This is a genomic window from Paenibacillus chondroitinus NBRC 15376, from assembly GCF_004000765.1.
Classification (GTDB): Bacteria; Bacillota; Bacilli; order Paenibacillales; family NBRC-103111; genus Paenibacillus_E; species Paenibacillus_E chondroitinus.
The window spans coordinates 51,110-69,559 of the sequence record NZ_BILW01000017.1 but is presented as its reverse complement, the minus strand read 5'-3'; the positions used below and the strand labels follow the sequence as shown (position 1 = coordinate 69,559).

General features: G+C 49.2%; 12 protein-coding genes. 1 reads left to right on the top strand and 11 read right to left on the bottom strand.

Annotation, left to right across the window (positions count from 1 at the left end; translation table 11 throughout):
- Positions 1 to 6: 6 nt before the first annotated feature.
- The 10 genes from PCH02S_RS19440 to PCH02S_RS19395 form a co-directional block, all read right to left on the bottom strand.
- Positions 7 to 1,362, bottom strand: a complete 1,356-nt coding sequence (locus PCH02S_RS19440) for a nucleotide sugar dehydrogenase (RefSeq protein WP_127455605.1) — start codon at positions 1,360 to 1,362, stop codon at positions 7 to 9.
- A gap of 31 nt (positions 1,363 to 1,393) precedes the next feature.
- On the bottom strand, positions 1,394 to 2,209 hold the full coding sequence (locus PCH02S_RS19435) for a response regulator (protein WP_127455604.1): 816 nt from the start codon (positions 2,207 to 2,209) through the stop codon (positions 1,394 to 1,396).
- A gap of 33 nt (positions 2,210 to 2,242) precedes the next feature.
- Complete coding sequence (locus PCH02S_RS19430; protein WP_127455603.1) at positions 2,243 to 3,691, bottom strand: glycosyltransferase family 2 protein; 1,449 nt, start codon at positions 3,689 to 3,691, stop codon at positions 2,243 to 2,245.
- Positions 3,692 to 3,706: 15 nt separating this feature from the next.
- Entirely contained in the window at positions 3,707 to 4,252 is a 546-nt protein-coding gene (locus tag PCH02S_RS19425) for a HEAT repeat domain-containing protein (RefSeq protein WP_127455602.1), read from the bottom strand.
- A complete protein-coding gene (locus tag PCH02S_RS19420) occupies positions 4,253 to 4,876 on the bottom strand; it encodes a hypothetical protein (protein ID WP_127455601.1) in 624 nt (207 codons plus the stop codon). It lies immediately after the preceding gene.
- Positions 4,877 to 4,907: 31 nt separating this feature from the next.
- Positions 4,908 to 7,136: a hypothetical protein gene (locus PCH02S_RS35785; RefSeq protein ID WP_246069165.1), complete on the bottom strand. Its 2,229-nt coding sequence runs from the start codon at positions 7,134 to 7,136 to the stop codon at positions 4,908 to 4,910.
- Between the two features lie 833 nt (positions 7,137 to 7,969).
- Positions 7,970 to 9,526, bottom strand: a complete 1,557-nt coding sequence (gene rlmD, locus PCH02S_RS19410) for a 23S rRNA (uracil(1939)-C(5))-methyltransferase RlmD (protein WP_127455600.1) — start codon at positions 9,524 to 9,526, stop codon at positions 7,970 to 7,972.
- A gap of 37 nt (positions 9,527 to 9,563) precedes the next feature.
- Positions 9,564 to 10,568, bottom strand: coding sequence for a diacylglycerol kinase (locus tag PCH02S_RS19405; RefSeq protein WP_127455599.1), 1,005 nt, complete (start codon positions 10,566 to 10,568; stop codon positions 9,564 to 9,566).
- A 17-nt stretch (positions 10,569 to 10,585) separates the two neighbouring features.
- Positions 10,586 to 11,353 (bottom strand): sirohydrochlorin chelatase, encoded by a 768-nt coding sequence (locus PCH02S_RS19400; protein WP_127455598.1) that lies wholly within the window; start codon positions 11,351 to 11,353, stop codon positions 10,586 to 10,588.
- 148 nt (positions 11,354 to 11,501) lie between these two features.
- On the bottom strand, positions 11,502 to 11,792 hold the full coding sequence (locus PCH02S_RS19395; RefSeq protein ID WP_079414635.1) for a YerC/YecD family TrpR-related protein: 291 nt from the start codon (positions 11,790 to 11,792) through the stop codon (positions 11,502 to 11,504).
- Between the two features lie 235 nt (positions 11,793 to 12,027).
- On the opposite strand from PCH02S_RS19395, the gene PCH02S_RS35780 reads away from it, so the two are divergent.
- Complete coding sequence (locus tag PCH02S_RS35780) at positions 12,028 to 12,708, top strand: aminotransferase (RefSeq protein ID WP_164819632.1); 681 nt, start codon at positions 12,028 to 12,030, stop codon at positions 12,706 to 12,708.
- Between the two features lie 267 nt (positions 12,709 to 12,975).
- Here the strand turns inward: PCH02S_RS35780 and PCH02S_RS19380 are convergent, their stop codons facing one another.
- Positions 12,976 to 18,447: an S-layer homology domain-containing protein gene (locus PCH02S_RS19380; protein WP_127455596.1), complete on the bottom strand. Its 5,472-nt coding sequence runs from the start codon at positions 18,445 to 18,447 to the stop codon at positions 12,976 to 12,978.
- Positions 18,448 to 18,450: the final 3 nt, after the last annotated feature.

The window sequence follows — 18,450 nt, the reverse complement described above, 5'->3', positions numbered from 1 at the left end:
ATGAGTTTAAACGCCTACGGCGATCCTCACTTCTTGCTTGCGAATACCTGTACCTAATTTATAAATATTGTCCCCTTGGATGTCGGCAAATGCATTGCGCGTATCGATGATCGGCACGCCCAGTTCCACGAGTTCACGGCTATTGAAGTTGCGGTGATTCGTGATCAGCACCATGCAGTCATACTCGGCAAAAGCGGACAGATCGTAGTTCACGGATTGTACCGTATCCCCAACTTTATCGAAGAATGAAACGGCATGCGGATCGTAATAGTCCACTTGAGCTCCGCTCTCCCGAAGAAGCTCGTACAGCTCCAGTCCCGGCGATTCACGGAGATCATCTACATCCGGCTTATACGCCATGCCTAGAATAAGAATCTTCGAATTGCGAATAGATTTCGTATACATATTGAGCACCTGCGAAGCTTTATACCGAACATATTCCGGCATATTATCATTGATGGATTGCGCCAGCTCGATAAACTTGCTGTAGAAGCGGAATTCCTTGGCTTTCCACGATAAATACATCGGATCCAGCGGGATGCAGTGACCGCCGATGCCAGGCCCCGGATGGAATGGCATAAAGCCAAACGGCTTCGTCGACGCCGCTTTAATGACCTCCCAGACGTCAATCTCCATCTTGTCACACATCATGGCCATTTCGTTAATGAACGCAATGTTAATGCTGCGGAACGTATTCTCCAGCAGCTTGGACATCTCCGCTACTTTTGGCGAGGAGACCGGTACGACGTCCTTCACGACATGGCTGTATAAGGTGACGCCGAGGTCGATGCATGCTTCCGTCGTACCACCGATCACCTTAGGCGTATTAAAGGTGTTGAATTTGGGATTACCTGGATCGACCCGCTCCGGCGAGAAGCAGAGGAAGAAATCCTTGCCCACCTTGAGTCCCTGCGCTTCCAGCTCGAACTGAATGAGCTCCTCCGTCGTTCCCGGATAGGTCGTGCTCTCAAGGATGATCAGGGCTCCGCGCTTAAGATTTTTCTTAATTTCCCGGACAACACTTTGAATATAAGAGGTATCCGGGTCTTGGTTTTCACTGAGCGGCGTCGGTACGCAAATGGAGATTGCATCCAGCCTTTGAACGGTATGGTAGTCGTCGGTCGGAATGAACCGGCCGGACTCAACCGCTTTCGCCACTTCTTCGTTCGGAACGTCCTGAATATACGATTGGCCGCTTTGAAGCGACTCTACCTTCCGGAAATCGAGATCGATGCCGTATACAGTAAACCCGCCTTTCGCCATCTCCATGCAGAGAGGCAGCCCTACATAGCCGAGACCGATGACCCCGATTTCAGCTGTTTTTGCCTGGAATTTATATTTTAAATTGGTATATGCGTTCATTGTAATTCTCCCTCCTATGTTTTCACGTGGATTAGCCCAGACGGGAAACCAGCTTTTTGATTCTCCACTCCAACTCTGAAATGGAGAAGGGCTTCGTCACATAATCAGATGCGCCTAATTCAAAGGCACGGTCCATACTTTTCGGTAACTGCTTATCCGTAAGCACGATAACTTGTCCTTCGCCGGCATGGTCCCTCTGGATTTTGTCGATCAACTGGTATCCGTCAAGAATCGGCAGGTTTAGCTCCGTAATTACCAGGTCCGGCATGGTTTTCTCAAATTTCTCGAGCGCTTCACTGCCGTCCTTGGCCTCTTCGACCTTGTAACCGCCTATCTCAAGCCGCAGCTTGACAAACTCTCTGCTCACCTCGTCCGGATCGGCGATGAGAATCGAGGTGATTCCCTGTTGAACCCCATGATGCATGAACAGGTGAATGTCTCTGCTCTCCCCTTTCCCTTGTAGTGTTGTATGAAGTAGCTGTGACATCGACTGTTCCGTTAGCTCGCCACTCTCCGGGAAGCTAGCGACAACCATCTGACCTTCGAGCAAATTTTGCTGTTCCAGGAACTCTTTGAGCACGAGCGATGTATAATGCGTGTTGATCAGCTTTTGCCCGGACAGAACGACTCCGAGAAGGCCGCAGGGATCCAAGTAGAAGCCATGAAGGGGTACTTCAGGCTCAAAGCTGCTCACATAGGACTGCATGTGTTCCAGTACCTTCTGGCCCACCTCTGCGCTTGGCGCAAGAATCATCCCGCATGGAGCACCCTTTTCATACGAAGCCTGAACTTGTTCTGCTAATTGCAACATTGCTTCTTGAATCGGATCATGCACTAATACAGCCATCTTCACCACTCCTCTTGTCTTTGTTTAGATTTGCTATTTATTAAAATTGGTACGGACCATCGTTCCCCACGAGTTGTTATTGCGCAGGAATTCGACGTGTCCGTTTAACCTCCACCAAACACCAATTTGCCGATACCCCGCAAACATTAAGATCGAAAACAAGATCATTTTGTTCAGGTCACCCAGCTTGGGATACCGGCTAAAGGCCGTCTCTTCAATAAACAAGGCACCCAGGCTTAAGGCAAAACAGGATAAGAAATTGACTAACGAAAAGATAACGATGGTGTGCCAATCCGTCATATTCAGCATCCAGTAGCCCAATATCGCCAACAAGCCGCTGAGTCGGAAATACGGATTCAGTGTTTCAAACACGATGTTATAGGGAATGGTCAGCATCCCGAATATTTTGTATTTCGGGCGCAGCAATATGTAAATCCCTTCCTCAATCATATTTTTCAGATTCCCCCGCCCCCAGCGCTTGCGCTGACTGCTCAAGATCCGGTACGAATCAGGGGCTTGTGTCCAGCAAACGGCATCCGGGCAAAACGCTACCCGGTATGGGATTTTATTATCCAAGCAGTGACGGTGGAGCTTAATCACAATATTCATATCCTCACCAGGGTAGCCCCCACGGTAACCGCCGACAGCGATGACCATCTTCTTTTGAAACACGCCGAAGGCTCCCGAGATAATAATGAGACCATTGACGGCGCCCCAACCGATCCTGCCGCCGAGAAAGGCTTTCGTGTATTCGACGTGCTGCAGTGCCGGCAGCAGCTTACGAGGAAATTGAACATCCTTCACAATGCCGTCTTCCACCGTACAGCTGTTCACGATTCGAACATTGCCCCCAACGGCGATCGTCTCCTCGGGGTTCTCCATGTAGACCCGAGCAATCCGCGTTAGGGCGTCCTTTTCAAGCAATGAGTCTGCGTCAATCGTCGAGATCAACGCAAAGTGGGAAAGGTTGATGCCTGCGTTTAACGAATCCGCCTTCCCTCCATTTTCTTTATCTATAAAAAAAAGATTGGGATACTCGGGATTATGGTACACCCCTCTGATTTTTCCGGTCTTAATACTGCTGGAAAGCACCGGATGAATGAGCTCCAGCTTGAATTCTTCAAGCATGACCTTCAAAGTCTGGTCCTGTGAACCGTCATTGACGACGATCACCTCATATTCCGCATAATTGAGCGCCAGCAGTGACCTTACATTCTCAATGATGGTTAACTCCTCGTTATAGGCCGGCACCAAGAGGGAAACCGGCGGGAGCTGACTGGAACTGGATAGCTTATTAATCCGGTTGTACTGGATTCCCCGCTTGATCGAGAAAATATGCCGAATCGAGAATCCGAAGATAAAATAATAAAGCAGAGTAACGAGAACAACGTAAAAGAGAGCGGCGTAGCTGTAATAGAGCAAAAACTCCCTTAGCCCGTTCAGAAATGAATCCAACACCACTTGATATCCGAAAACCCACATGTTTACACAACCCTCCTATACGACACGATAGATACGTGTAGACTTGCGAAATATTTTGTCATAGGTATACATCAGCAGGTTATATTGCGTGAGCTTCTCCCAATTGTGGAGCTGCATAGACAGCTGCTTAATCTCATCCTCAATCAGCTGCTGCATAAATTGCCCACGATCCGTCCCTTGCACCGCTGCTGCACGCTCACAGAGCACTACCATACCTTCTTCTCCCATACGGAGCAAGCCTCGGCCCGACGCATACACGATGCGCTGATCGGCGTCGCCCAGACTGGTTTCCATGAGTTCGACGTAAGCCGGATTTTTGATGTTGGCCAAAGCCTCTATCGTCAATCGGCGAATGTCCAGATTGGGATGACTCAGCAGCTTGCTGATGACGTTTCTAGGCAGCAGGCGGGAGCTTTTCAGGTACAAATCCACTGCTTTGATTTGAATGTCTTCCTGCTCGGCATCCATGAGACGGTAGACCGCAGAGGCTGCTGCCGGATCGGTGTAGACATGGAGCCCAATCAGCCCAATCCGAACGTAAGCCGGATTCTTATGACTCACTTAGCCCGTGTACATAGAGCCGGCATCTACTTCCGAATCTGCAATCATATCCACAATCAGCTCGTAGCAGTTCTTGTTGTGCTGAAGGAGAATCTGCACCATGGCTTCGAGCTCCTGCTGGCTGCGGGCGCACTTGGCGACCGCTCGGGCGACGACAAACAGCGCCGAATTGAGCGGATGCTCCTTTAACATGTCCAGCAACGCCGGCACTGCCTCCTTCACCCTCATGCACCCCAAATGATAAGCGGCATCCAGCTTCACCCGATAAATTCGACTATTAAAGCGCGTTAGATGGTGCTGCACGAGCCCTAGATCTACGCAAAGCTGAACCAGCTTGTGCCGCTGTTCACCCGAGAAGATTTCCATCATATCATTCAGTTTTTCCTGCATCGCCTCTCTTTCCACTGGGTTCATCGTCCAGGGAGGGACCCTTAATGGCTCCATCCCATCCAGATTGGCTTGCAAATACGTCAGGTAATCCTTGAACTTCGTTTTGAAGCGATCGTTCAGCTTTCTCCTTCTAATACTTCTCAACTTAATGGCATAAATAATAGCCACACAAACCAGATTAAAAGCTAAAATGATATATAACGCTTGTATGGCTGTATGAAGATTGGTGTACACACCTGCACTCTCCTCTTTTTCAGCTACCCGATTAATTGGTAGAGATAACGGGGCCATTGATCTTATGCAACGCCTCTTTCATGATGTAGTAGCTTTGCTTCGGTCGTTCCACATAATTCACCTTATCCTCCCAGCCCTGCCAGGTGTATAGCGGCATCGTGGCTACCTGCACCGGCTGCGCCGCTGCCGAGCTATCCCGACCGACGACTTGATCATTCTTCACAATCCAAGGAACAAAACGGACGCCTTCCACATGTCTCACTTCAAAAGTATTCTTACTCGGGGCGTTGTAATTGAATACGCTCAGAGAGCTTGGATCGCTGAATCCCAGCAGCATCCACGGAATCCGCATTTCGAGCACCTGCCCCCCAACCTGCCACATCGCCTTCGAATTGTAGTCGGGACGCGCCGGATCACTGTAACCTTTCTCTAAAAGGCCAACCTCGACATCCCCAAAGGGGTGGTTCACCCGGGAATCGGGATATTCCAGCAGATAATTGACTGCCAGCTTCCAAGGCTTGAAAATCCCCGAATCATCCTGTTTTTCCTTCGGATCGATGTCCGGTAGTCCGGAACGCTCATACAAGCGGGCATGAATATCGTAATTGGAAGCGATCGTCATACGGCTTTTATTTTTATCCGACAGCTCAATTAAGGTTTCCAGCCCCTCATCAAGTGTCATGCCATGAAGCTCGGGTCCGTGACGATTGCCACCAGGCAGCGTATCTGCCCCGAAGTAGATGCTTTCAGCAGACGGGTCGAACGGCTCCGATAGCTTGGCCATCAAGTAAAGGTAGCCTTCGTCATGCGTGGCCCAAATCTCCTCAAAGCCGGGAGCCTGCACATCAAGCTTCTTCTTATCCTTCAGTTTGTTCCAATCCGAGGCGTCCCCATCGATGTGAATCGCTTCGTCTTTGCCCGGGAACATCCCGAGTACCCCGAAGAAAGACTCGTTCGTCAGTGTGTTATACCAGTAAGCCCGGCGATCCGCTTCATCGTAACGTTGGGTGTTCCACGTTTTCTTAAACCATTCGTCCTGCCACGTGAACAATATCGCACCAGCATAGCCGGCTCCGTGAATCTCCTGCAGCAAGTCCGCATCGATCTCTCCCTGCTGCTGCTCGTTATGACCGCCTTGATTGCGGCCGAGCGTGCCCAAGTGGGCTACGCCCAAGGAAGCCGGCACGCCATACTCCGTAACCATGACCGGCATATTGGGGTGCGCTGCTTTTAACTTATTCAGATAGGTGAGGTAACTATCGGCTTCTCCTTTGCTGTTGGTCATTTCCTGAAACGACTTATCGAAAGCAAAGAAATCCGGATAATACGGATACACGTGATACGAGGCAAAATAGCCCGCCTCCCAATCCACCGCCTCAATATGCGTGGGATCGACGCTAACCAGATCCTCCTCAACGAGAGGTTCACCCGGATGCGTGATTGGATCTGTCGTCACCCAATTGGCGAAAGCCATCGGATGCTGCCAGCCATATTGAATTTCCGTTTGCGCCGCCGTGTCGACCATCAAGGCCAACCACTTCTCAAAAGCGTTCGCTCCCGGTTTATTGCGAAAATATTTCCCAACATAGTCCGGGGTGCCCGCGTGCAAATCATTGGTCCCCTTCACCATCTTAGGATCCCATTCCGTGCCGACAATCCAGCCCATGAGATAAGGACCTGCATTATATTTATAAGCACCTCCTGCTTTTCCCGAATGCGGCTCGGGCGTGAGTGTCGTTTTTCCATAAACCGCCGTAACCGCGTCTTTAATCTCTTGCTCGAATTTCTCCTTGATCTTGAGATCGAAGGCATCTTGCCCTTCAATCAGCTGTTCCTCCGGGCTCCATATGCCCTGTAGGAAGAAAAGCGGATCTTTCTGATGCTTCATGTTGTATTTGGAGAGCGCCTCGTAAAACTCGGGCATCATGATCGTATACACCCGAATCACATTCACGCCCATGTCCTGAATCATGCCAAACCATCTCTCATATTCATCCTCCGAAATGGCCAATTCACCGGGAAAATGTCCTGGGATCGTCGCCCCCATATTAATTCCCTTGGCGAAATAGGGCTGCCAGGCTTGATTCGTGTATTCTTCTACATTCGTTCCTTGGGTCCTAAACTTTACATGTATGCCGCTAGCCAGCGCCGTGCTTTCGATTCTGACCAAAAGCGGACGCAGCCAATAATAAAGCGCACCGGCTACTATCGCAATGACAAGACCTATCTTAAACAACAATTTGAGCCACTTGCGCATCATATTCACCTTCGATAGTTTGCTGTTAGTTGTGCTGTCTACTGTCATGTTACGACAGGAAAGTGCAATTGTCTGTTTTCAAAGTGTTAAACATTGTGATCATTTCAAAATCATTGTGTTCCTTATTTGAATTTTGTTATCAAAGATTTAAAAGATTGTGAGCAAATCATTAAAATCAAATAATTTTACTAAAATAGAATAGTTACAGAGAAATAAAAGAGTAAATTTAGCGGATATTGCCAGTAAAAAATAAAAAAGCCAAGGATGAAGAAAAACTAATACAGGGTTGATAATGGTTATGCGGACTGAAGATTTTAAATTGGGATTAATCGCCACCCCCCCTCAATAAAAAAACGCCTCAGAGATATCTCTGAAGCGTGACTACTTACAAAACATTTTTATGTCATTTAAAGCTGAATGAGCACGTCCTCTAACAAATTTACTCTCATCATTCAATAAGAATTGCTATTCCTCTTATATTTTCGTTTTTGTGCTGACTATATTGGAGCATCCAGGATAATTGATCGGGTAAAACCATGGGGAAATGCGTTTGAGTAAATGATTAGGGATTGATTGGGAAAAGCATTTGGATGAGAATAAGCCTGGGGAAACATAGGAATATCAAGGGTTTCGGTGCCGCGGCGAATCGTTTTATTCTTATGATGGGAATAAAAAAGCCGAGCGAGATCAGGAGGTAAAGCCTGAGTAACGCTCGGATTGGGGTAACGCTTGAGAAGAAAATTAGGATCTTTTACCTGCTCTTGTTCCGGCTCTCGATAGGGAATAGCAGGAGTTTATTACGATTTTGGCAGGACTTTATTTGTTATAGCAAGGGTTTATTTAGTATCTACATCATCCCTCACCAATAAAGCCACCGACTCCACATGTACCGTATGCGGGAACATATCCACCGGCGTCACCTCCGCGACGCCGTAGCCCCCATCAACCAGCACGCGCAAGTCGCGAGCCAGTGTCGATGCGCTGCACGACACATAGACGACGCGGCGCGGCTGCAGCTCTAGGATCGTCGCGAGCAGCGCGGCGTCGCAGCCCTTCCGGGGCGGGTCCACCACGATCACGTCCGGGCGAATGCCCTGACGTGTCCACTCGGGGAGGACCACTTCCGCTGGGCCCGCTTCGAAATGCACGTTCGTCATGCCGTTCAACTCGGCATTCTTCCGTGCATCCGCGATCGCCTCTTCGACGATCTCAACGCCGTAGACCTGTCCCGCGCGCTGCGCCAGGAACAGGGAGATCGTCCCGATGCCGCAATAGGCATCGACGACGACTTCATCGCCGGTCAACCCGGCGTACTCGAGAGCCTTCCCGTATAAGACTTCCGTCTGAACGGGGTTCACTTGAAAGAAGGATCGCGCGGAAATGGCAAATTTCACATCGCCGATATAGTCATAGATGACCTCGCTGCCCCATAGGACGCGAGTCTCATCCCCAAAAATAACATTCGTCTGTTTCACATTAATGTTATGGCAAATGCTCTTCACTGAAGGCAGCGCAGCCCTAATACCATCAATCCACTCGTCCACACGCGGAATCGTGCTGCCGTTAGTCACCAAAACGACCATGATCTCGCCCGTGCGGAAGCCGACTTTGACGACGACATGGCGCAGCAGTCCGGCATTCGTCTCTTCCCGATAAGCGGTAATACCCAGCCGCGCACCGATCTCCTTCACCCGAGCGACTACTTCGTCGTTCGCCTCGTGCTGGATCAGGCACTCCTCCATATCAATGATGCGATGGCTTCCCTGTGCATAAAATCCGCCAATGAGGCCGCCACGCTCTTCCCCAAAAGGAACTTGCGCTTTGTTCCGGTACCGCCATGGCTCGGACATTCCCAGCGTGGGATGGACAACTATGCCCTCAGATGCTTCCGAGTGCACATCCAGCTTCCCAATCCGCTGCAAATTATCCACAACCTGCTGACGCTTCACGCGTAGCTGTGCCTCATAGCTCAGGTGCTGCAGCTGACAGCCGCCGCACTCCTCATAAATGCTGCAAACCGGCATGACGCGCTCCGCACTCTCTTCCACCAATTGCAGCAGCCGCGCATACCCGTACTGCTTCTTCACATGCTCCACCCGCACCAGAGCACGCTCACCCGGCAGCGCACCAGCAACAAAAAGGGTAAAGCCGTTCACACGGCCCACCCCTTCCCCATCATGGCTGATCCCGATGATCTCAGCCTCGTATTGCTGTCCGATCTGCACCGGCAGATCTGCCATCCAGGCCGGCGCCGCTTTGGGCGCAGAATTCCTTGCTCTTTGATCCTTAGAACGTTCTGCAGAACTCCCTACTCTTTGCCCCGCAAAACTCCCCGCTCTTCGATCCGCAGATTTCCCGTTGGACTTCGCAGCCCTTTTATCTTTTACGCTCATATTTCCCTCACTCTTGTTCTTCCATTATTTCGCACAACTACTCCCTTGGCTGATGCGGATGATGCCCATCATGCTCATCATCACCGATCCGTTCCTTCAACTGAAACGGCGTCGTCAAAGTTTCAATCAGCGTCTTCTTATAAATCGACTGACCGGACTCATCGACGATGATTTGGAGGTGGCTTTTCAGGTTCGTCATGACGCACGGCAGCGTGCCGCCGAATTCGCCATCCAAGTTCAACTGAACGTAGTCCGGAGAATTAATTTCGATATGATTGGTCTGAAAATAAATCAAATTCGGGTCATTTAGATGCTCCCCGCGCAGCGCGAGTGTGACCACTCGGATAAACTCAGCAAGATTACACTTGCGCAGGATCAAAACGTCAAACAATCCGTCATTCATTCTGGCTTCCGGCACGAGCTTCTCGAACCCGCCGACGGAGTTCGTGTTGCCGACAAGGAACATCATGACTTCATCGTGAAACTCGAGATCGCCTGCTTTGACATACAGCTCGATAGGCTTGAGCCTAGGCAGTTTTTCGAGTCCCTTCATATAATAGGCCAACTGGCCGATCATGGTTTTGAGTTTGCTCGGGACTTCGTACGTCAGCTCGGTCATCGAGCCTCCGCCGGCAATATTAATGAAGTAGCGGTTGTTGATTTTGCCTACATCAATATCTGTACTGTACTGCTGGATGATCAGATCGCATGCCTGCTCCAGGTTCTTGGGAATGCCAAGCGCGCGGGCAAAATCGTTGGTCGTCCCCAGCGGCAAAATGCCAAGCGGCGGTCGCCCCTCTTTCTCGGCCATACCGTTCACCACTTCGCACAGCGTGCCGTCTCCGCCAGCAGCGATAATAAGATCAAAGCCACGGTTCACAGCTTCAGCCGCGGCCAGCGTGGCGTCCCCTTCACCAATTGTCGCATGAGCGGATGTTTCGAAGCCGCCGCGCTCTAAGCGCTGCAGAACTTCTGGCAGGCGTTTCTTCATTTCTTCCCGTCCGGAAGTCGGGTTATAGATCAGTCTTGCTCTTTTGACCATTGTGTCTCATCACCTGTTCACCGTCTCGAATTTGCGGAAGCAATCTGCTTCTCCATCCATTTGGAAATTAGCGGACTTGGCAGCAGCGCCCGTCCATTATATGTATATGCAAATCCCTTCAATCGGGAAGGGATCACTTGTCTCGTGAAATAGCCCTCACTCAGAAAAAGCGGCGCCACAATAACAGCATGTCCAGGCTTCTTCGCCGCCCACTCTGTCATCTTGGCATGCACTTGATCCGGCAACAGCATGGCAACATCCGCTTCGTCAAAGCCGCCCAAAGTTTTCAACCGCTCTGCAAGCTGCTCCAAGCCTTGAAGCCACTTCTGATGAAAGCCCTCTTCCTGGCTTCCGTGCCCAATCAGTAGAAGGATTTCCTGCGTTGGTTGTTCGGACAGTTCCTTGATTTTGGCATACATAATCTCTGCAATTACAGGATCGTCATCAATCGGGGATGTAAAATGAATCCTTGCCTTTATTTCAAAAGGCTCCATGTCCGTTTCCAGCAGCGGCTCTTCGATAACGCCTAAAGCGTAGCTGATTTCGTCTATATGTGTACTCCCAGAAGACACGAACAAGGGAACGACGATGATATCCGTCACACCTTGCGCCTCTAAGCTGTATATACCGTCTTGAATCAACCGTCCTTCCACCAGTTCCAGATAGGAGGCATAGATTGGCATTCCTTCCGGCATGTGAACCGCAGATACGGCTTCGTCGACCAGATCAACCCAGCCTTTATCCCTAGATCCATGGCTTATGACCAGGACACCAACCTTACTCATTATGTTCTCCCCACCCGTTCTATCCATGGCTACAAATCCTATGCTAACGAATGTGTTCCCACATGTCAATTGAGCTCTCTATAAACAGGAAAAATCCCGCATTACACTTGGTAATGCAGGATCTTGAAATCTTTTATGATACAAATATTTAACGACCTAAACGATCCAATGTCAATACGTAACCGTCATTACCATAATTCAAGCAGCGCTTAACTCGGGAGATGGTGGCTGTGGATGCGCCCGTTTCCGCTTCGATCTGATTGTACGTGCAGCCTTTGCGCAGCATGCGAGCTACCTCCAGACGCTGGGAAAGCGATTGAATCTCGTTCACGGTGCACAGGTCGTCAAAAAAGACGTAGCACTCCTCTATATCCTTAAGGGTCAGTATGGCCTCAAAAAGTTGGTCTATAGCTTTATCATTTAATTTTTTTAATTGCATACGTTATCAACTCCTGGTAGAAATGCATGTTAGCTTATTATAGTAAGCTCCAGAGTATCATTCGACACGCCCGCTTTAAATCCTGCCTTTAGGATTGCGAAACGTTAAAATTTCTATGCGTTAATGAGCTGAATTGTGACAAATATCTAGGACCCGTGACATTCGTCCATACCAACGATAGGCAAGTGACATATCCTGTAGGAGACAAATCTGATAAAAAGGATCGTGAATCCCAGTGACTAACCCTAGACAAATCATTGGTAATGGCGGTAACCGTCCTGAAGTGCATACAAGAAGCCTCACCACTTTACCTCCGCAAATTGGTGATGATCGCGCATTCGGCCAGTATCCAGGCTTAGGCGGCGGCAATCCGTTCTCGGATTTCTCTCAAGGCGGAGGGTTCCCTACTCCTTTCCAAGGAGGCGGCGATTTCTTCGGCGGTAATGCCGGCGGTGGCGGTGGATTTTTTGGCGGCGGTGGTAACGCCGGTGGTGGTGGTGGCGGCTTCTTCGGGGGCGGCGGCGGAAATGCCGGTGCCACAGGAGGAGGCGGTGGCGGTGGCGGCAATTTCCTCAGCAACCTCCTTGGAGGTGGCGGTGGTGGCGCCGCAACTGGCGGAAGCTCCAACCCGCTGAGCGGCCTCAATATGAAGCAAATCTCCGGCTTCGTTGAGCGGATGGGCGGCATCGACGGCATCCTCGGCACGATGGGCAAGGTTCAGAAGTTCATGTCCAGCTTCCAGCAGATGGCTCCGATGGTGAAAACGATTTTTAGCGCTCTTGGCAAAGGTAAAGTCGCCTCGGGAGATTCGGTTGAGGTATTCAGACCGAGACGCAAACGCCGGAAGAAATCCGGGTCGGCCAGCAGACGCAAAGGCGGTTCCAAATCCGGAACAGCGAAGCGCAAACGCAGATAATTGGATGATAAGGGAACTCCATTCCCTTATCTAGGGTGAACATGGAGTTTCACTAGGCGAAGGGGAACTACAGGCTCTTATTTCGCCACCTTCGCTCAAAAACCTGCCCAAATCAGCTAATTAGCGGACCACAGTTCCCACTCCCCCGCTCATAGAACAGTTTTGAGCAAAATAGCGCCCTGTAGTTCCTCTTCACCTGCCCACGAGAGAGAACCTGTGAGCAAAAAAAGGCTCCCCGTCTTTTCAGACGAAGGAGCCTTTTCATTTCTACTTTTTCAATACTCTTAGGATAAGGGTAGATGCTTCCGCGCGCGTTGTTAATCCTTGCGGCTTCAGCGTACCGTCCTCGTAACCGTTCATGAACCCTTTGGAGGTTAACGTAGCTACTGCCACTTGTGCCCAATCCGAAATTGCAGCGTTATCGGTAAAGCTTGTATTCCCTGCCATTTTGTCCAAATGAGCGGCACGAACCATGATTTCCGCCATTTGCTCACGGGTAATGAAATCATCCGGACCAAAGGTTGTATCCGTGTAACCTGTGATAATGCCTTGCGCTGCAGCAGTGGCGATCGCATTCTTCGCCCAGTGGTTCGCTGCATCCGCGAACTTATTGCTGCTGCCCTGCTCGTTCAATTTCAGGTATTTCACAATGATTGAAACGAATTCAGCGCGTGTGATGCGGTTTTCCGGTTTAAATGTGCCATCTTCGTAGCCGTTAATGGAACCCGCTTTAACTAGTTCAAGAATGTTAGATTCTGCCCAGTGTCCTTTGATGTCGTTTAAGGTAACGGCCGGCGTAGTAGGATCCACGACAGCTGAACCAACTGCCATAACCGCATACTTCGTAAAGTGATTAACCTCTACACTGATGCGATTGCCATTAACCTTGCCACCCTCTACTTGCACCCACAGCTTGTTCGCTTCGTCAAAATAGAAAACTGCTGCTTTTTGGCCGCCCTTCAAGCTTGCCGGGTCGAACGTAAACGTTAATGTTACCGGCTTATTGAAGTTCTCGGTGAAGTTTTTGAGGAGCTCATAGATCGGGCTCGCTAGCACTTCATTATTCTTCAAAAGATCTTTCGTTTCATTTAGTTTCTCAATGGTCAACTTCAGTTCTTTCATAGAAGCATCCGCCGGAATTGTGACGGTAACCGCATTCTCGTAGCTAACTTCGCCCGTACTACCTAGCGGAAGGGTCAGCTTACCATCTGTCGAGGTAACTTTAGTGTCAACTGGCGTAGATGGTGAAGACGAACCTGAGCCAGAGTCTGAATCAGACGGATCCGTCGTAGACGTTCCAGTCGTAAACCTCCAAATATCCGACTGTCTCAAACCGCCGTACGCATCCTCTGCGACAGCATACCACTGATAAGTCGTATTCTGAGCAAGATTCGGCCACGTTACCGAGGCGTTCTCTCCGCTTTTCACAGTTGCTACGCTACCGATCGTTTTGTTCGTATACACGTTCACACCGATATAATCCGTAGCTACACGTTTGGTTACAGCATCCAGATTCAGATCCAGGCTGAACTCGTCTTTACCAGGATACTCACTCGGATCGTAATAGTTGTAATCATCCAAATGAGGCGAGTAAGTTTTCATGTTGATTTTGCCATGTGCCAAATCAAACTGCATCAATCTCATATAGCCAAGTCCGCCTTCAGGCGCGCCTTGGTAATCCGCCAACATTTGATACACATTGCGGTCTGGAATGCCATCGTTGTTATCATCGATCGGATCGACTTTCAGCTCAGCGTCGTGATAGTGACCGGATAGAGCGGCAATAACGTTCTTATTCGGTTTAATAACGCGCTCGAATACCTTTTCCGCCATTGGCGCACGGTTATTGGAAACGAGCATGAATTCGTGGAAGTTCAGAATCGCTTTGCGGTTCGGATACTTTTTCAACACTTCGTTGATCCAATCAATCTCTTTGTCTCCATAACCCCAGCCCATGTAAACCATGATAAAATCGTTACCGTTCGAGGAAACTAAGTCATAGTGGCCGCGGTTGTTATCATAAGACTCACCGTAGGTCGGTTGATCCTTAAAGCGCCAATCACCAAACCATTTGTCATAATAGCTGTAATCATTGTCTTGATGGCCTACGTCATGGTTCCCAGCTAGTACCCCGTAAGGGATTCCTGCCGTTTCCAAAACTTTCATATCTTTATCGGCTTCAATCCATTGATACTCTTGGTCGGCATTATCGACGATGTCGCCGGTATGAATAACGTATTTAATTTTGTTATCTTCTTTGTGATCAGCGATCCATTTCACCATTTTTTGATAGATATATGGATAGCTCTTGGAATAGTACTGCGTATCGGACATCCACACGAAGGAGAAATCATAGTCGGTATCAGCCGCTTGATTCTGTGTGATAGCAATTTCGTCCTGCACCATCACTTGAATTTTCGCGTTATTGGCATAATCACCGGCTTGAACATTCGCTTTGAGCTCAAAGTCTTCGCTGCCCGCGATAACGGTCTTCAAAGCGACCCACTCCAGCTTACTTGGGCTCCAAGCATACAAGGAAACTTTACGCCCTTCCAGGGACTTCCCTTTCCAGTCAATGACAACTTCATCCGTGCTTTGAATCGCAGGATCCAATGCAACCTCAAAACGTTGATAAGGGAACTTCTCAACAGCATCATCGGTAAGATAATTGCCGTCTACATTGCTGATTTTACTGTAATCTTCAGGTGTCATAGCCGCTTCACTTGCAGGCTTCTCCTGCTTCGGAGGCTCTGTATCCGCAGCGCCCCGATAGCCGGTGAACGTTCCCTGTGTGCTTGCATCGTATTTGAAGCCTTGATTGAACGTAACTTTCAAGTCGTCGTTCATCGGATCGCTTACTTTCACGCTTAAGGAAGCGTTCGGATCCACATTGCTCGCACCTTGACTCGGAGTGATCAATACCGGCATATCCGGCGCCTCGTTAGGCACTTCGAAATGAACGGTGACTTCCTTCACATTCCCAACTTTATCCGTGGCCTTGACGTTAAAAACATGCGCTCCACCCGGCAGTTGTGCGGATGAAGTAGCCATCGGCAGCGTAACTGGCTGATCGTCTAACAGAGCCTCAACCTTGTCTACACCGGCCAATGCATCCGTTACGGTCGCATCGATTGTGAAGCTTCCGCGGTACATTTTCCCTTCCTCAATGGAAGGCTGTACAACAGGAGCTGTGTTATCTACTAGCACGTTGGAAGTAATCGTACCGCCTGACGTATTGCTAACTGTAACCTGATGATTGCCGTCACTCACCGAAGTCGTGTTCCAATCATAAGCTTTGGAAGCAAGCTGCGTGGACGGAATGACGAAGTTGAAATCGATCACTGGCGACAGACCGGAGGAATCCCCGATTTTGATCACCTTGTTCGGATCGCTATATTTCGCATCATACACAACCGTACCGTCAGCAAACACGAGACGAACGTTCTTCACTTCAAAATTATCTTTGTTTTCTTCCAGACGATCGTCAAACGGGGAAGCTTTGGAACCCGCACGAATCTGGAATGCGTTGCTGCCTTCTTTAAGGCGCTCGGCTTTTAATGGAATGGATAATGTTTTGTAGCTATTGATCGGATCTTGGAAAATCGAGAGAATTTCCTGCCCTTGGGTAATCCCGTTTTTGAAATAGTAGTTCACGCCCATGACTTCAAAAGCAAAGAACGCATCATGCTCCACGGCATGATAGGTCGACTGTGTCAGCTCGTTGCCGTCAATCGCCAGTTTCAGGCTGTCCGGACTAACGCCCTCGCCTGTTCCTTTCAACGCTTTCGTTTGCGAAACGACGTCACCGTCTTTCACATTCAAGCGCAGGCTGGAATGGTCCGATCCGCCTTGAATTTGAACACGCTTCGTCTGAGTAACCGTTTCATTCGTGCCGTCGGACGCTGTGAAATAATAATCCATGTAAGAGTTTCCGATAAGCTCAGGCGAATAAACCATATAGTGGTACAACGTATCCGCGAAGCTTTCTTTCAAGTATCTCTTATTGTACTGGGACTGCTTTTCTGTTTTATAGTAGAGTGCTACTGTTTTGAGCGATGTTTCGTCTTTAGCCTCTCCGATAATTTCGAGATCCAAGGCTTGATCCAGCGTGCTCTCTTTGGTCAAATCATTAAGCGTAGGCTTAAGAGTATCCGGCGTGACCTTCACCGTCTGTGGTGGCACTTGAACTTGATCTACAGATCCCGGCGTTGCTGCTGCAACGGTCGAGCTGTATTTGATCATCGTTTTGCCGCCATCCGTTGGATATTTATACAAAATCCCTTTATTGGCCTTTGAATCGCCGTTGATGTAGTAAGCTGTAGAAATCTCGACACCCGTATTCGTAGCAATCACAAGACCACGGTTAGAGGCGTTCGCCATCCCATCACTGTGCACCCGCACAAGGTTAGTACCTTCTACCAGGTTCGTTCCGTAGTTGGCATTAAAGTCAGCTGCGGTTGAGTTCCCATTCTGGTTATTGATGATCCAGAAGACGAGCGTCCCTTTTGAAGGAATAATCATATCTTCTTTATCCGCAGGCCATGGAACGTCCGCATCAGGACCCGAATCCGTGTAACGGTAGACGACTTTATAGTCTTTGAAGTTAACGGGTTGATCCGTATTGTTATAAACTTCAATGAACTCATAACCGTCCGCCGAGCCCACATTCGTGGAATCCGGTACAACTTCGGTTACCATCAGCGGTGGAACTTTCGAGTAGTCGGATTGATCAAGCGTAACATTTACGTTATAAACGTTCGATCTCACCGTGCTGAAGCCGTCATTTGCTTGAATATAGTAATTCAATTGACTTTCAGTTAGCTTGTCCTTCGAAATAACAGCTTGATATTGATTGCTGCCCGTCACTGTCATAGGTACGGATTCATAGCTCGTTTGCGACGCCAACTGATAATAAACGGAAGCAGATACCGTTTCATTCTGCTCTGTGTTAGCAATCTGAGCTTGCAAGATCAAGTCGTTCTTCTGATCAGCTTGGGCAACCGGCGTGTGGCCGATGACAGGAGGATCAGAGAAGTACAATGGAACAGGCGGAACCTGAGTAGGGTCGATAGTCCCTGGTGTGGCAGCGGCTGCATTCGTGTCAGCGCCCGAGCCATACATCACCATGTTCTTCGTTCCATCCGCCGGGAAGCGATAGAAAATCCCTTTTTCCGGTTTCGTTTGGTCATCGTTTTGATAGCTGGCAACCGAAATATCCGTGCCGTCTTTTTCTTGAATAACCAAATCTCTTGGACTGCTGTTGTGCATACCTCCACCGCCGTCAACACGGAAAAGATTCACATTTTCTTGCAGATTCGTATGGAAGTTCTGATTAAAATCCGATGCTTGCAGATTTAAATTAATCCCTTTATCCGTATTCATCACCCACAGGACGATGGAGGATTGCGCAGGTATCTTCATGCTCCCATTGGGATTCCCATTCTGATAAGCTCCCCAAACGGTGCTCGTTCCGGGATATCGGTACACCAGATTGTAATCTTTAAAATCGAGCGTTTTATTCGTATTGTTATAAACTTCAATAAATTCATAAGCGTCTGAACTGCTGATATTCGCTGTATCCGGAACAAGCTCCGTAATCATCAGCTTAGGCAATTTCGAATAGTCCACCGCGCTGATTTGCGTCTCATCCGCCTGTGCCGCCATAGGCATCAGCATGCTGAACATCATCCCAGCTACGGTCGCGCCGGATATCCATCGTTTGAAACTCTTTTTAACCAACTT

Coding starts and splice junctions, on each gene's coding strand:
- PCH02S_RS19440 (WP_127455605.1), bottom strand. CDS start 1,362: ATGAACGCATATACCAATTTAAAATATAAATTCCAGGCAAAAACAGCT.
- PCH02S_RS19435 (WP_127455604.1), bottom strand. CDS start 2,209: ATGGCTGTATTAGTGCATGATCCGATTCAAGAAGCAATGTTGCAATTA.
- PCH02S_RS19430 (WP_127455603.1), bottom strand. CDS start 3,691: ATGTGGGTTTTCGGATATCAAGTGGTGTTGGATTCATTTCTGAACGGG.
- PCH02S_RS35785 (WP_246069165.1), bottom strand. CDS start 7,136: ATGATGCGCAAGTGGCTCAAATTGTTGTTTAAGATAGGTCTTGTCATT.
- rlmD (WP_127455600.1), bottom strand. CDS start 9,526: ATGAGCGTAAAAGATAAAAGGGCTGCGAAGTCCAACGGGAAATCTGCG.
- PCH02S_RS19405 (WP_127455599.1), bottom strand. CDS start 10,568: ATGGTCAAAAGAGCAAGACTGATCTATAACCCGACTTCCGGACGGGAA.
- PCH02S_RS19400 (WP_127455598.1), bottom strand. CDS start 11,353: ATGAGTAAGGTTGGTGTCCTGGTCATAAGCCATGGATCTAGGGATAAA.
- PCH02S_RS19395 (WP_079414635.1), bottom strand. CDS start 11,792: ATGCAATTAAAAAAATTAAATGATAAAGCTATAGACCAACTTTTTGAG.